This window comes from Dehalobacter sp. TeCB1 (assembly GCF_001707455.1).
GTDB classification, from domain to species: Bacteria; Bacillota; Desulfitobacteriia; order Desulfitobacteriales; family Syntrophobotulaceae; genus Dehalobacter; species Dehalobacter restrictus.
In genome coordinates, this window is the sequence record NZ_MCHF01000067.1 from 100717 (window position 1) to 114239 (window position 13523).

Genomic DNA, 13523 nt, shown 5'->3' on the forward strand with positions numbered 1-13523 from the left:
TGAAAAAATGATTGAGGTAACAAATGAAAAGCAGTATCTGGAAACGAGTAATATGGACCATTGGTTTATTTATTTTACTTGTACTTCTTGTCGTCGTCTCGTGGAAACTAAGCAGTCAAACTGGAACACAGTCCAATCAGCTGAGTATGAGAATCGCAGACCAGATGATTGACCGGCTGGATAAATACTTTGATCTGAACCGGTTAGATACTTTCTGGAAAGTCACCTTTAATCAGCTGCTGCGGAAGGCCGCTCATTTTATGGAATATACAGTCATCGGCTCTGTGATGTGCATCATGCTGAATGTAGCTTTCAAAAGGGCTTTACCTGCAGCGGCAGTCTCAGTGATTATTTCCCCTCTGTTTGGTTTTATCGATGAATATCATCAAAGATTTGCACCCGAGCGGACGCCCAGGCTATTGGACATTTATATTGACACAGCCGGGGTATTAACAGGTGTTATTCTTATTACGGTGTTTTTTCTGGTGCTTAATTATATTAGAAAGCTGAAAGGAAGAATCAAGGAATTGGAAGAAATAAAATGATTATTACCAATAATAATATAAAAACAAGAATCTTTTTAAATTTATATTAAAACTAATGTTTTTCCTTGCTTTTTTATGGTAGAATTTATAATCATAGCATAGAGGAGTGAATAAGCTTGAAAATTAAAGATGGCTTCATGCTGCGTGAAGTTGCAGGGCAATGGGTAGTCGTTCCTTTAGGTGAAAGGGTCGTAGAATTTAACGGTATCATGACGCTGAGTGAGAGCGGAGCCTTGCTGTGGAAAGTATTAGAGAATGAAGTCGCTGAAGAAGAATTGACTGAGGCCATTATCAAAGAATATGATATTGATCGTGAGACAGCTGAGGCGGATGTTCGTGAGTTCGTCAATGTATTAAAAGAAAAATCCTTAATTCAATAAGGCTTAGCGTTTTCTGGAATATTAAGATGACAATCGTGATGAGGAGAAACAGATATGACGCTAGGGTGGAGTGAATTGCATTCGCAATTGATTGCTGGCGCGATGGAGAAAAAAGAGTTTTTTTCTGCTTCTTTTGAACTGACAGCCAGGTGTAATCTTCAGTGTAAAATGTGTTATGTCCGTCGTTCTGCCAATGATAAGATAGCTAGAAGTAAAGAACTGAGTACCGCCGAGTGGATTCGTCTGGCCGAGGAAGCCAGGGATGCGGGGCTTTTGTTACTGGCTTTAACTGGCGGAGAAGTCTTCCTGCGTGAGGATTTTAAGATCCTTTATGAAAAGTTTATGAAATTAGGTTTTATTCTCCAGATTCTCACCAATGGTACGTTGATTACGCCTCAGATTGCCGACTGGCTTGCCGGGATGCCGCCGTCCAAAGTAAGCATTACAATTTATGGTGCTTCACCGGAAGCTTATCAAAGGGTAACGGGCTTTGCAGAAGGATTTGACAAAACAATACGGGCAGTTGACAGCTTGCTTACCAGAGGCATCAATACGAGTATTAGAACAACCGTTATCAAGGAGAACGAGGACGAATTTGACGGTATATTTGATCTTGCACTGCGAAGAGAATTGCCTCTGGGAATTGTGAACTACATTTCACCGAGCAGGGAAGCAGACAATAGTGATCCTTTAGGAAACCGTCTTTCACCGGCCGAACTGTTCCGTTACGAAATGCATATCGCACAGCGTCAGCGCCAAGTTCGTCCGGATAACGATGCCAGTAAGACGAGAACGATCGACACGATGGACGAAGATGCCTTTTTCAGCCAAATTGCTGATCAACATAAAGAGGAGCCCGGATCAGCTTTTCCTTGCACGGCTGGCTCATGTGCAGGCTGGGTAACCTGGGACGGAAGACTGCTTCCGTGCGGACTCCTGGATAATCCGGAATCCTATCCCTTGAAGATCGGTTTTTCGGCGGCTTGGGAAGAATTAAAGCAAAAATGCAATATCATTCCTGCTTGCAAGGAATGCCGGCAATGTCAATATCAAGCCTTATGTGAACATTGCCCAGCAAGATTATACCAGGAAACTGGTCGTTATGATAAGCCTGCGCCTTATCTTTGTGCATTAGCTCGAAGCCGCATGGAATATAAAAAAGCTTGTACGCATAAAAAAGACAGACATTGACAAATGTGATAGAAAAGGATGTTAATTGAAATACAAATGAAATATAAAGTAAGCAAAATATAGCTGAATAATTTGTAGAGATATATTGCAAATGTTGGAAATATCAGCTAAGATATATCTGGTGGGTTATATTTATTTTGAAAAATACGATCTTAAAGAATAAATAGATTTTTTCCAGGAGGTGGAAAGATGAAAAAGTACATTAAACCACAGTTTGAGTACGTTGCATTATTATCTGAAGAAAGATTTGCAGTTGCTAGTTCCGGCTGTACGCTTTTTGGAACTTGTCCGGTAGATTGTACAACGGTTACTGGTACAGATGCTGCAGGTCATTCTTATGTATTTCCAATAAACTATAATGATCCTTACTAACATTTGAAAGGAAGGCGAAGCAATGAAAGTGTATATAAAACCTAAAATAGACTATGTTAAGCTGACTGCACAAGAGAAGTATGCAAGCGGTTCTTGTGTAAGGGTTTATTTGGAGCCAGGAGAATGTCCCGCTTATTGGGATACATTAAACGTGTCATAATGTGATATCTTTTATTTTTGACAAATAAAATTATAATGTAATTAACATATTATTTCAGGACGATGGCATATCTGTTTCAGGATATGCTTTCTCATTATTTATTGCTTTATCTACAGCAGATGAATATTGAATTGGTTTTCAAGGAGTGTTTTTTTTGTCTTTATCTTTCTTCCAGGTTGCCGGTATGGACATAAAACTAACGAATAATGGTTACGAGCCGTATCATTACATGCGGGATTTTATAATAACCAATCAAGTGGAAGCTGATATCAACTATCTTCTCCAGACGATGAAACAGATTGAATTTCCTCAAGGAGAGCTGATCTCTGATAGTTCGACCTGTTTTAAGTGGATGAAGAAAACTTCCGGCCAGGGAGGGCATTATGTTTACCTACAGGAGTATGGCATCGGTAAGATAATGACGCTGATGGATATCTCGGAGGATTGGCGTAATGCTATTGTTACCTGGTATGATTACAGCGGCGATGAGGAAAACTTCAGGAAAAACAGTCACGCTCAAATATGGCCATCCGTTCATAATATGCTGGGGATGGTTTTCAGGTATTGTCTATTGGAGTATGACGGTTTAGTGATTCATGCCTCAACTTTGAAATGGAATGGCAAAGGTATTATGTTTTCGGCACCTTCGGGAACCGGGAAGTCTACGCATGTGAAGCTTTGGCAAGATTATATTCATGATGTCAAAATCCTGAATGATGATACACCGGCTGTCAGAATCATTGAGGATCGGCCATATGTTTTTGGTACGCCTTGGAGCGGTTCTGAATTTCTTCATAGTAATGACTCCGCTCCTTTATCTGCAATCGTCATGTTGGAACAGGCCAAGGAAAATCAGATATTCAGATTAAATAATCAGCAAGCAATTAACCGTTTAATGCCCAGAGTTTTTCTTCCTTATTTTGACCAAAACATGATGAATAAGGCACTCAGTATTTATGAAAAAATCATTCGTAGTGTCCCGGTGTATCTGCTGCAATGTCGTCCTGATCGGGAAGCTGTGGAGTTGGTTTACCGATGTCTGGAGTAAAAAGAGTTAAAGCTGCAAATCTGTTCCCTTTGGTTTCAGATCTTCTCGAAAAAGGTCAGAGTGTCAGGCTTTCTGTTTCAGGTGACAGCATGTATCCTTTTTTGCGGGATGGCATTGACAGCGTGGAATTTTCCGTCGGGACTTTTGAAAATCTCAAAAGAGGGGATACTGTTCTGATCCGAAGGACGAATGGCTACTACGTAATGCACCGGGTCTGTCGAAAAAAAGCGGACTGTTTTTATATGGTCGGTGATGCCCAGCAATGGATTGAAGGGCCGCTCTATCCCGAGCAGCTGATTGCTGTAGTCAGCGCGATTTGGCGTAAAGATCACCATATTCCGTGTTCAAAATGGTGGCTAAAGCTATTGGTAAACATTTGGTTAACGCTGCGGCCTTGCAGGTATTTCATTCTGCGGGTTTACAGAAAACTGAGAAAAATATTTTAGACAAAATTACGGAGATCTACGGCACAATGGTAACAGACAGTACAGAATCGGGAGCTAGACCAGATGATCATCAAAGATGAATTCATTAAAGGCATTCACTTTATTCGTTGGATAAAACCGGATATCATGCCCTTTATACCGATGCTTATTTGTATTTTACTCATCAGTTGCACCGGAGGGCTTTTCGGGGTAGCGATCGCTATTTTATCCAAGCATATGATTGATTATGCGGTGGCCGGAGAACTCGCTCGGGCTGGATTCGTTGGTATTGCCTTTGCAGGAGCTATCATTCTTAATCTTTTGTTATCGATCGGGAATTCTCTTCTTTCAATCCGCGTCAGCGAAGCATTTTCCAATGCGATGAGGCAGCGTTTTTTCAAGAGGCTGTTAGAAACGGAATGGCTGCCGCTTTCCAGCTATCACAGCGGTGACCTTATCACACGTTTGACCAGTGACGTGGGGAATATCACCAATTCTATTGTGGGTGTTATCCCGGGTATATTTGCTTTGGGCGTGCAGATGGTCGCTTCCTTAATGACCCTGTTATATTATGACCCGAGGCTCGCCGTCATTGCCTTTATTCTGGGTCCTTCCACCGTGCTCTTGAGCCGTGTCTTTGGCCGCAAGCTTAAAACACTAAATATCAAAGTACAGGAGTCGGAGAGCCTGTACCGTTCCAATATTCAGGAAGCAATCCAAAATTTTATTATTATCAAGGCGTTCCGTTTGGAGAAGCATCACAGCGATGTTCTGCAAGGGTTGCATCAGAACCGGATGGAATGGATTCTGAAGAAGAACAGGGTGACTTTATCCGCGAATATGATCATCTCTGCCGGTTTTTGGACAGGATACTTGGTTGCGTTTGGCTGGGGGATTTTTCGGCTTTCTCAGAAAGCCATTTCTTTCGGGACCTTAACGGCATTTCTAACATTAGTGCAGCAGGTCCAGACACCTTTTGTCGGTTTGGCGAGGACATTCCCGCAGATTATTGCGATGTTGGCTTCCACTGAAAGGTTAAGGGAACTGGAAAAAATGGCCTTGGAGAAGAGAGAAGGACAGGTTCCAAAATTGAAGGATGTGGGAATAAGCTTCCAACAAATGAGCTTTTTTTACACGGAAGAAAAGGAAACACCTGTCTTGGATAAGATTACGCTGGAAATTGCCCCGGGAGAGCTCGTCGCTTTGGTTGGCCCTTCCGGTGTTGGCAAGACGACGCTGATCAGGCTTGTGCTGGCGTTGTTGAGACCCTCCGAAGGGGAAGTATACTTTACAGATAATACAGGAAAACGGTACGAGGTTACGGCTGCGACGAGGGAATGGATCACCTATGTACCGCAGGGGAATACGTTATTCAGCGGGACAATCGCCGCGAATTTGCGCAGCGGGAAGCTGGGTGCGACTCCTGATGAGATGGAAAAAGCCCTCCTGGCTGCCTGTGCCTGGGACTTTATTCAGGAGCTGCCGAATGGAATGAATACTGTTATCGGGGAGGATGGCCATGGGCTTTCGGAAGGACAAGCCCAACGTATTGCCATTGCACGTGCTTTCTTAAAAAAGGCGCCTGTTATGATTCTGGACGAGGCAACCTCCGCGCTGGATATGGAGACAGAGTTAGAAGTCCTAAAGGCCATCAAAGATTTTAGCAGTAGGTGTACCTGTCTGCTTATTACCCACCGGCAGACTGCTTTAAAGATGTGTTCCAGGATTTTGAAGATTGATAACGGAAAATTATCCGTTGAACCTAGTAGAACGATTCATAATTATCAATAACATTGAAGTTACTAGCTTTGCCCGGGTTGGTCTTCGTAATGATAACCGCTTTCGGCAGATTGCGCCCTCCATGGCGCAAACAGCCGCGCTGCGCAATCCGTGCTCCGCTTGACACTGGCTACTCATTACGAAGACGGATCTGGGGTTAGTCTAAGCTTTAATCTTTTTCTAACAAAAATAGGACGTAACGAAATTTTTACTATCGTTACATCCTTAATATTATTTTAAGAGGATTCATTTTGCTGACTGAGCTCTGTCCCAGGTGTAGTTAGCCGCGGTCATTTGGGCTTCAGTCCTATTCTGCGGGGATGTTTCCCCCATGGCCCAGTCCGAAGTTACATCGAGATAGTACCATTTTGCATCGATTTTGATCATATTCCAGGCGTGGTAGCCTTCAGGATAATAACCGGTAATGATCTTCGACTCCAGGCCTGCCTGCTGCAGCATTTTCTTCATCAGCATGGCATATCCCATGCAGGTTGTTCTGTGATCCGTCAAAGCAGTATAGGTGGTTATTTGTTTCAGGCTGTAATCATATTTCACGTTTTGCACGATCCATTGATGGATGGCAGTTTCTTTGCTTAAGTCGTTCATCTTGGGTGTGATCAGCTTGGCAACAAGCTTTTTCACTGTGCTGTCTACATATTTTTCTTCTTCTTTGGTCGTATGATAGTTGAGGGTGAAATTAATATCCAATTGGCCAGAATGATAGGAATATGTATAACCCATTTCTTTCCACGACAGGCTGAGGTAATCATCACTGCCGGCAGATTGCAAAAAGATGTTTTTGAGGTCTGCGAGGACTGGGGTTGTGTCACCGGTATAGTGAAGGGAAAAAGAATCATCCCGGTCGGTCATATCTGCGGCGATATATTTCTGGAGGTCCGCAATGCATGTCACTGTTTCACCATCCGCCAGGGCAGGTGCCGGGCTGTTCAAAAGCAGCAGGGATAATGTGAGGGCAGTGGTGGCAACCAGGGAAACAATTTTTTTGGACATCGAAAACATCTCCATTTCATTCATTTGTTGAAAACAAAAATGCCGCTTAACCTTTTTCAGGCAAAGCGACAAAAGCTTTGAATAACCGTTCGGTGGCTTGGCAGTCATCAGTATCCATACTGGAAGACCCATAGCTTTGCGTCCTTAGCTTTCGCTAAGTTTGCCTTTATCGCTGATCATTATTTAGTTGTCAACAAACATGAACCGGAGTAAAGAAAAACATTACGCATAGTCAGGTAATGTTACACATATACTGAACTACCGGCAACCCGACTTTCATAGCATAAATAGAACATATGCCTTAGACTCGTGGCTTTGCGTCCTTGCCTTTCGACAAGTTTGCTTTTTACATGCAGCAGTAAAAATATTGGTATTAATTGTATTTTATTATAGATAATAAGAAATGTAAATAGGTTGTCCGTATTTTTTATTTCGAGATGTCGAAGGAAGCGAAAAGTAGTAATAGAATTAGAGAATTTTAGGGATTTATATTATAAATTTAATACTTTGTGACACAAGAAAATGGATTGACAGGAAAATATTGTAAGCATATAATGGGCATATATGTTTCGAAGCAATCATAAATTCAAATATTGTGAATTTGTTTATTGTGGGAGGGGAAGGAAATTGAATAAAAAAGCATATACGGCTCCAAAGCTTATTGTACTAGGTAATGTGGCTGAGTTAACGAAAGGTTCCAAAGGGACGTGGACAGGTTTAGATATCGTTGTCTCTTATTCAGTAGCTCCAGATGATCCTGAAATTTTTGGCAGCTAAGTTGATAAAACTATGAAATAATACCGGAAAAGGGCAAACCAGTTGAAAAGCTGGGACGCAAAGTCAGAAGTCTAAAGTGCAATATTTGTACAATGACCGTTCGGCTGCCAAAATGTTGGCGGTTTTTTTATTTTCTGGACTTACATAAATACTTAAAAGATAGAAAATTACTTTCTCTTGGCTTGGGAGTACGCATATCTCAGTATGCTTACAGGGGAGTCAATAAAAGATTGGAAGATGGTGAAAGAATGAAGAAAAGAAAAGCGTTTATCCCGGTTTGTTTGGTTTTTGCTATGCTATTTACACTTGTAGCTGGTCCGGCAGCATTTGCGGCGCTGAGTTTTAATGACAAAACATTTACCGGTGCTTATGGAACATTTAATGGTCCTACAGCTTCTGTAGTTTATAATGGAAAGCTGTATGTAACAGATTTCTACAACGGCCGTGTCGTTGAGTTTGATGCCGATACCGGTAATTTCTTGTTTGAATATGGTCAGACAGGGAGCGGCAATAATCAATTTAATTGTCCCAGTGGAATTGCCGTTGACGGTTCAGGCTTCCTCTATGTTGCAGACACGTATAATAACCGGATTATCAAGTTTAAACCCAATAATGGAGCGATCACTGGGTGGACTACTTTTGGCAGCGGCTATAATATGCCACAGGGAGTCACTGTAAAAGGGACGAATGTCTATGTTGCCGATACCTACAATAACCGCATCCTAAAGTTTTCGGATTTGAGTGGCAGTTCTTTCGTGGAAATCGGAAGTGCAGGGGATGCCAATGGTAAATTTATGAGACCGTATGATATTGCTGTTGATTCATTTGAAAATATATGGGTATGCGATACTTTTAATAACCGCGTTCAGAAATTAGATAAAAACGGAGTTTACATTGGAAAAGTTACATCGGATATGTGTTATGGGATATCAGTTGACAAGTACGATAACATCTATGTAGCCGAAAGACAAAATAGTGTAATTAAGTGCATTAAGGCCTATGCAACGCCGATTGCTTTTATCAGTACCTCTAGCGGGTTTGTCAGACCGATTGGAACGGATGTCGATTCTAACGATAAGCTTTGGGTGGTTGACGTTAACTCCGGTAAGGTTCATTATGCTCAGATACAGAATCCAAATATTGTGCCGGTTACTTCTGCAATAACGCTGGATATTCCTGCGTCGAACACCAATGACAAACTGGACGTTAGTAGTTCCGTTAATTTGGCCGGTGGTGTAAGAAGCGGTATCTTGCCGGCAATCACGATCAATGCACATACCAGTATCAGTACGTTGCCTGTTGAAGTAGAAATACCGGCTGGGACTACGGTAACCGGCCCAGCGGGTTGGACTGAAGAGATTAATGTCCCTACGGTGAAAGCAAACAATACGGTAGATCCGGGAACCGGCAATACCGTAAGCAGTGTTATTGAAATCGGTTTTGGGAGTACACTTTTAACATTTGATCAGGCTGTTAAGATTGTGATCCCTGGAAAGGCTGGACAACAGGTTGGATATTCCCACGGTGGCGGGGCTTTAACGCCTATTACCCGAGTGCTTACCGGAAATACACAAGCAATAGCGAATGCTGAGATTCCGGCTGGCGGCGAAGGCAAAATCGATGTGGGTGCTGATTTGGTTATTTGGACGAAGCACTTTACGTTATTTGCGACCTACACTTACACTGGCGGCGGCGGTGGTGGCGGTGGCGGCGTAGTTCAAAATACGACTCCGGCTTCAGCTCCCCGTATTGCTGGAGCAGACCGCTTTGAAACAGCTATTGCAATTGCTGAGCAGGGTTGGCCTAACGGAGCGGATACTGTCGTCTTAGCTTATGGATACGACTTCCCGGATGCTTTGGCTGTTACTCCTTTAGCCAAGAAACTGAATGCACCGATCTTGCTTACCGATAAGATAACGCTCACGTCTTCTACACTTGCTGAGATACAGAAACTCAAAGCCAAAAAGATCGTACTTGCTGGCGGAACAGGTGTTATTTCTCAAAATATTCAAGATTCCCTCGTTGCGGCCTATGGTCAGGCGAATGTCACACGTTATGGCGGAGAGAGCCGCTATGCTACGGCTGCAGCAATCGCCGGAGCTCTTGGCAATTCGACCGGCAAAGCTATTATCGTCAATGGGGAAAACGGACACTATTCGGATGCCCTGGCAGTATCTCCGTACGCGGCTGCCAACGGGATACCGATTCTCTTCACCCGAGCTTCAGCACTTCCGGCAGAAACATCCGAAGTAATCACTGACCAAAAAGTTACATCAACCATTGTTATCGGCGGTGAAGGTGCGGTTTCAGCAGGCGTGCTTTCTCAGCTGCCGAGCGCCGTACGTTATGGCGGTGAAAATCGTTATGCTACCTCAACGATGATTATCAATGGTTTGAATTTTAAATATGACAAGGTCTTTATTGTAACAGGTTTGAATTTCCCGGATGCTTTGGTAGCAGGAAACCTCGCTGCGTATACCCAATCCCCGCTGTTAATGGTAGATAAAGGATTGCCTGATGCAACAAAAACATTTTTGACAACGAATAAAGCAAGTATCAAGGATATATCAATTGTCGGCGGTCAGGGAGCTGTTAGTACTTCCCAGGTCAATGAAATCCAGAACACATTAAAATAAACTTTTAAGTAAGTTATTTCAGAGAGGAAGCAGCGAAACTGCAGTTTCGCTGCACTCTCTCTTTTGTATTTCATTGTTGAAATCGTTGAAAGGTAGAGTTCATTGATGAAGCAATTGAGCAGCACAAGAAAAAAATATACAATCTTTGGCTTAAATGTGGTCTCTGATTTTACTTTGGATGAACTCTTTCCTAGCGATGAAACAGGTGAGATAGAGATTATTCATGGTACAGTACCTAGAGAAATAGATGATGTGCTAGAAAAAAATGAATTATTTCAAGCATCTCGCCGGGAATTACTCTTAAATATCCGGGGAGTTGCGAAATATTTAATAACGGATGGGAAAACAATTGTCGTCGAACCCTACGCTGGTGCGAGCTATTCTGCCATAAAGCTGTATTTACTCGGTACGGCGTTTGGTTCATTGCTACTGCTCAGAGGTTTGCTTCCAATTCACGGTACAGCTGTCATGATAGATGGGAATTGCGTTCTGGTGACCGGAATCTCCGGTGCCGGGAAATCAACGCTTTCGTTGGCCTTCAGAGAAAAAGGCCACTGTCTATTAACAGATGATATTGCTGTGCTGTGTATCAAAGAGGATTCGGTCTGGGTACAACCCAGCTATCCGCAGCAAAAAATATGGCGCGATAGCGCCGATTCCATTGGAGTCAGTGTTGATTCTCTGGTCCAAGTAAGTTTAACCAGGGGCGATAAGTATTTTTTGCCTTCCAGGGAGAGTTTTTATCGGGAATCCGCAAAACTAACCGCGATTTATGAGCTGAAGGCTGAAGAGTGTCATGAGGTTTGTATTCGTCAACTGCAAGGAAGCAGAAAAATGTCTGCCTTGCTGCAGCATACCTATCGCGCAGAACTGCTGCCTTATTTTGGTTTGGAAATGGCCCATTTTATTCAGTGTGCGGATGCTGCCAATAGAACCCCGGTTTATCAGTTGATTAGGCCGAATAAACTATTTACGACGGAGCAGCAGATTTCATTAATTAAAGCAGAACTGATAAGAATCAGTCATGATATCGTGAATAATTAATACAATTTTAATATTTAGATTTTATAAACAAAGGATTTGATGCATTTGACCTCTTATAAAAGATTTAGCAATATAAGATTTATCAAGTGCTCACTGAAAGAAAAGTTACTGCTGATTTCTTCGTTCCTGCTTCTGGGAATTGTACGTTTTTTGATTCTCATCATTCCATTTAAATATATAACGCTGCTTATTGGGGAGAAGATGGCGGATTCACCGAGCACAATGGATCAAAAAAAATATAGAAAAGCACTGAAAATTGGAAGAGCAGTCAGCTTGGTGAGCCGTTATACGCCTTGGGAAAGTAAGTGTTTGGTTCAAGCGGTTACAGCACTCTTCTATTTAAGAATATTTGGGATCCCATATACCTTGTATTTAGGTTTGGACAAAGGTGAAACAAATCAATTGCTGGCGCATGCCTGGCTGAGGTGTGGTGAACTTATCATTACCGGCAACGATGAAAAGGACCGTTTTAAGGTAGTGGCACAATTTGCTAAAGTATCATCATCTCAAATAAGTTGAAAGGAAGCATTGATATCATGGCAGCGAATCGTAAAAAGATTAACCTGGAATCATATGTCGTAAGGCCAAATGATCTCCCTACAACAGAGGTAAGCGGGGAGATTGTCATGATGAACCTGGAAAAGGGACAGTACTTAGCACTGGACTCTGTAGGTAGCCGAATATGGGAGCTCTTGGAGGAAGAACAGGCTGTAAAGGATATTATCAAGCGCTTAATCGATGAGTATGAGGTAGAAGAGCAAACTTGTCAGGAACATGTGCTTGAGTTCATGAACAGACTTTATGAAGAAGGATTGCTGCAATTAAATGAAATCAAGTGAAAGATACGGATGTTATGCTGCTTAACAAGCTATTGTTTTAAAAATAAAAATATCTGGAAAAATATATAATTTTATGGCATGATTAGTTTACCGTCTTAAATATTTAAAATCTCCAGCTAATCGCATAAAAATTTTATTTTTTTTACTATAGAATTACTTAATATAAAAAATGATATTTATTTTTATATTTGGAGGTTCATCCATGAAAGTTACTAAAGCCGTAATCCCTGCAGCAGGACTGGGGACAAGATTTCTGCCAGCGACGAAATCTTTGCCGAAAGAGATGCTGCCGATTGTTGATAAGCCGACCATTCAATATATTGTAGATGAGGCGATTGCTTCCGGAATCGAAGATATCTTGATTATTATCGGCAGAGGAAAAGGGTCCATTGTCGATTACTATGACCGCTCACCTGAATTGGAAGCTCATCTGGAGAAGAATGGCCAATTGGAAATCCTGGAAAAAATAAAGAATCTCTCCTCTTTAGCCAACATTCACTATATCAGGCAGAATGAAGCATTGGGGCTGGGACATGCCATTTCTTGCGCCAAGTCTTTTGTGGGCAAAGAGCCGTTTGCTGTCCTGCTCGGAGACGATATTATCAAGTCCAAGGTGCCGGCAATCAAACAGCTGATCGATGTTGCATCAGAGACATCGTCGACCGTGATCGGTATTCAGGAAGTACCACATAGTGAGGTACATAAATATGGGATTGTTGATCCGCAGGATAACTGGGGAAATGTCTGGGAAGTTAAAGACTTGGTTGAAAAGCCATCTGCGTTGATAGCCCCTTCCAGGCTCGCTATTATGGGCAGGTATTTGATCAACGCTTCAATATTTGAATATCTTGAAAAAATCCCGGCTGGAGCAGGAGGGGAAATCCAGCTTACAGATGCGCTGCGGGCGCAAAGTAAACATGAACAAGTATACGCTTGCCTCTTAGAAGGAAAACGGTACGATGCAGGCGATAAGCTTGGCTACTTAAAGGCGACGGTTGAATTTGCACTGGAATCCCCGAATCTTGGGGACAAGTTTGAAAAATATCTGGATGAACTGTATCTTGAAAGAAATAAAGCAAAACAAACCAAAAAGAGAAGCGATTCTGCTGCTTCCTAAGAAGCAACGGATAGGAAGTCGGAAACAGAAAGCAGACCAGCAGTGAGCACAACATTGACCGTAAACCGAAATACACCTCCGATCATAGTTAGCACACTCCTTTATATTGTAATTTTTTGTGCAAATCATGATACCAAATAAAGCTGCCCCCTTATTGTATAACAGGTTACTTTCAATAAGGGGGTGGTCTTTATTCATC

General features: G+C 42.3%; 14 protein-coding genes and 3 riboswitches. Of the genes, 13 read left to right on the forward strand and 1 reads right to left on the reverse strand.

Annotation, left to right across the window (positions count from 1 at the left end; translation table 11 throughout):
- The first annotated feature begins 23 nt into the window (after positions 1 to 23).
- The 7 genes from A7D23_RS14895 to A7D23_RS14925 all read left to right on the forward strand — a co-directional run bounded on the left by A7D23_RS14895 (position 24) and on the right by A7D23_RS14925 (position 5912).
- A complete protein-coding gene (locus tag A7D23_RS14895; protein WP_068884353.1) occupies positions 24 to 545 on the forward strand; it encodes a VanZ family protein in 522 nt (173 codons plus the stop codon).
- Positions 546 to 661: 116 nt separating this feature from the next.
- Complete coding sequence (locus A7D23_RS14900; RefSeq protein ID WP_019226450.1) at positions 662 to 925, forward strand: PqqD family protein; 264 nt, start codon at positions 662 to 664, stop codon at positions 923 to 925.
- A gap of 54 nt (positions 926 to 979) precedes the next feature.
- Positions 980 to 2116: a radical SAM protein gene (locus A7D23_RS14905; protein WP_068884359.1), complete on the forward strand. Its 1137-nt coding sequence runs from the start codon at positions 980 to 982 to the stop codon at positions 2114 to 2116.
- 189 nt (positions 2117 to 2305) lie between these two features.
- A complete protein-coding gene (locus A7D23_RS14910; protein WP_068884362.1) occupies positions 2306 to 2488 on the forward strand; it encodes a hypothetical protein in 183 nt (60 codons plus the stop codon).
- A 305-nt stretch (positions 2489 to 2793) separates the two neighbouring features.
- Complete coding sequence (locus tag A7D23_RS14915) at positions 2794 to 3696, forward strand: hypothetical protein (protein ID WP_242871544.1); 903 nt, start codon at positions 2794 to 2796, stop codon at positions 3694 to 3696.
- Entirely contained in the window at positions 3684 to 4142 is a 459-nt protein-coding gene (locus A7D23_RS14920) for a S24/S26 family peptidase (RefSeq protein ID WP_068884369.1), read from the forward strand. The genes A7D23_RS14915 and A7D23_RS14920 overlap by 13 nt, the downstream gene beginning before the upstream one ends.
- Positions 4143 to 4205: 63 nt before the next feature.
- A complete protein-coding gene (locus tag A7D23_RS14925; protein WP_068884375.1) occupies positions 4206 to 5912 on the forward strand; it encodes an ABC transporter ATP-binding protein in 1707 nt (568 codons plus the stop codon).
- 234 nt (positions 5913 to 6146) lie between these two features.
- Here the strand turns inward: A7D23_RS14925 and A7D23_RS15755 are convergent, their stop codons facing one another.
- Positions 6147 to 6911 carry a transglutaminase domain-containing protein gene (locus tag A7D23_RS15755; protein ID WP_176714440.1) on the reverse strand — a complete coding sequence of 255 codons (765 nt, stop codon included), beginning with the start codon at positions 6909 to 6911 and terminating at the stop codon, positions 6147 to 6149.
- A gap of 88 nt (positions 6912 to 6999) precedes the next feature.
- Positions 7000 to 7086: riboswitch (cyclic di-GMP riboswitch) on the reverse strand.
- A gap of 85 nt (positions 7087 to 7171) precedes the next feature.
- Positions 7172 to 7265: riboswitch (cyclic di-GMP riboswitch) on the reverse strand.
- Positions 7266 to 7538: 273 nt separating this feature from the next.
- Between A7D23_RS15755 and A7D23_RS15915 the strand changes: the two genes are divergently transcribed.
- The 6 genes from A7D23_RS15915 to galU all read left to right on the forward strand — a co-directional run bounded on the left by A7D23_RS15915 (position 7539) and on the right by galU (position 13324).
- Positions 7539 to 7688, forward strand: a complete 150-nt coding sequence (locus tag A7D23_RS15915) for a lasso RiPP family leader peptide-containing protein (RefSeq protein ID WP_176714441.1) — start codon at positions 7539 to 7541, stop codon at positions 7686 to 7688.
- 22 nt (positions 7689 to 7710) lie between these two features.
- A riboswitch (cyclic di-GMP riboswitch) is annotated at positions 7711 to 7800 on the forward strand.
- A gap of 136 nt (positions 7801 to 7936) precedes the next feature.
- The gene (locus A7D23_RS14930; RefSeq protein WP_141690691.1) at positions 7937 to 10324 is read left to right on the forward strand and encodes a cell wall-binding repeat-containing protein; all 2388 of its coding nucleotides are present in this window, start codon (positions 7937 to 7939) and stop codon (positions 10322 to 10324) included.
- 105 nt (positions 10325 to 10429) lie between these two features.
- Positions 10430 to 11368 carry a hypothetical protein gene (locus tag A7D23_RS14935; protein ID WP_068884380.1) on the forward strand — a complete coding sequence of 313 codons (939 nt, stop codon included), beginning with the start codon at positions 10430 to 10432 and terminating at the stop codon, positions 11366 to 11368.
- 39 nt (positions 11369 to 11407) lie between these two features.
- Complete coding sequence (locus A7D23_RS14940; RefSeq protein ID WP_068884384.1) at positions 11408 to 11887, forward strand: lasso peptide biosynthesis B2 protein; 480 nt, start codon at positions 11408 to 11410, stop codon at positions 11885 to 11887.
- Between the two features lie 17 nt (positions 11888 to 11904).
- Positions 11905 to 12207, forward strand: a complete 303-nt coding sequence (locus A7D23_RS14945) for a lasso peptide biosynthesis PqqD family chaperone (protein WP_068884387.1) — start codon at positions 11905 to 11907, stop codon at positions 12205 to 12207.
- Between the two features lie 202 nt (positions 12208 to 12409).
- Positions 12410 to 13324, forward strand: a complete 915-nt coding sequence (galU, locus tag A7D23_RS14950) for a UTP--glucose-1-phosphate uridylyltransferase GalU (RefSeq protein WP_068884389.1) — start codon at positions 12410 to 12412, stop codon at positions 13322 to 13324.
- Positions 13325 to 13523 lie beyond the last annotated feature (199 nt).

What these genes read in the sequence shown, in the direction of transcription:
- A7D23_RS14895 (WP_068884353.1), top strand. Translation starts at nt 24, where the DNA reads ATGAAAAGCAGTATCTGGAAACGAGTAATATGGACCATTGGTTTATTT.
- A7D23_RS14905 (WP_068884359.1), top strand. Translation starts at nt 980, where the DNA reads ATGACGCTAGGGTGGAGTGAATTGCATTCGCAATTGATTGCTGGCGCG.
- A7D23_RS14910 (WP_068884362.1), top strand. Translation starts at nt 2,306, where the DNA reads ATGAAAAAGTACATTAAACCACAGTTTGAGTACGTTGCATTATTATCT.
- A7D23_RS14920 (WP_068884369.1), top strand. Translation starts at nt 3,684, where the DNA reads ATGTCTGGAGTAAAAAGAGTTAAAGCTGCAAATCTGTTCCCTTTGGTT.
- A7D23_RS14925 (WP_068884375.1), top strand. Translation starts at nt 4,206, where the DNA reads ATGATCATCAAAGATGAATTCATTAAAGGCATTCACTTTATTCGTTGG.
- A7D23_RS15755 (WP_176714440.1), bottom strand. Translation starts at nt 6,911, where the DNA reads ATGTCCAAAAAAATTGTTTCCCTGGTTGCCACCACTGCCCTCACATTA.
- A7D23_RS14930 (WP_141690691.1), top strand. Translation starts at nt 7,937, where the DNA reads ATGAAGAAAAGAAAAGCGTTTATCCCGGTTTGTTTGGTTTTTGCTATG.
- A7D23_RS14935 (WP_068884380.1), top strand. Translation starts at nt 10,430, where the DNA reads ATGAAGCAATTGAGCAGCACAAGAAAAAAATATACAATCTTTGGCTTA.
- A7D23_RS14940 (WP_068884384.1), top strand. Translation starts at nt 11,408, where the DNA reads ATGCATTTGACCTCTTATAAAAGATTTAGCAATATAAGATTTATCAAG.
- A7D23_RS14945 (WP_068884387.1), top strand. Translation starts at nt 11,905, where the DNA reads ATGGCAGCGAATCGTAAAAAGATTAACCTGGAATCATATGTCGTAAGG.
- galU (WP_068884389.1), top strand. Translation starts at nt 12,410, where the DNA reads ATGAAAGTTACTAAAGCCGTAATCCCTGCAGCAGGACTGGGGACAAGA.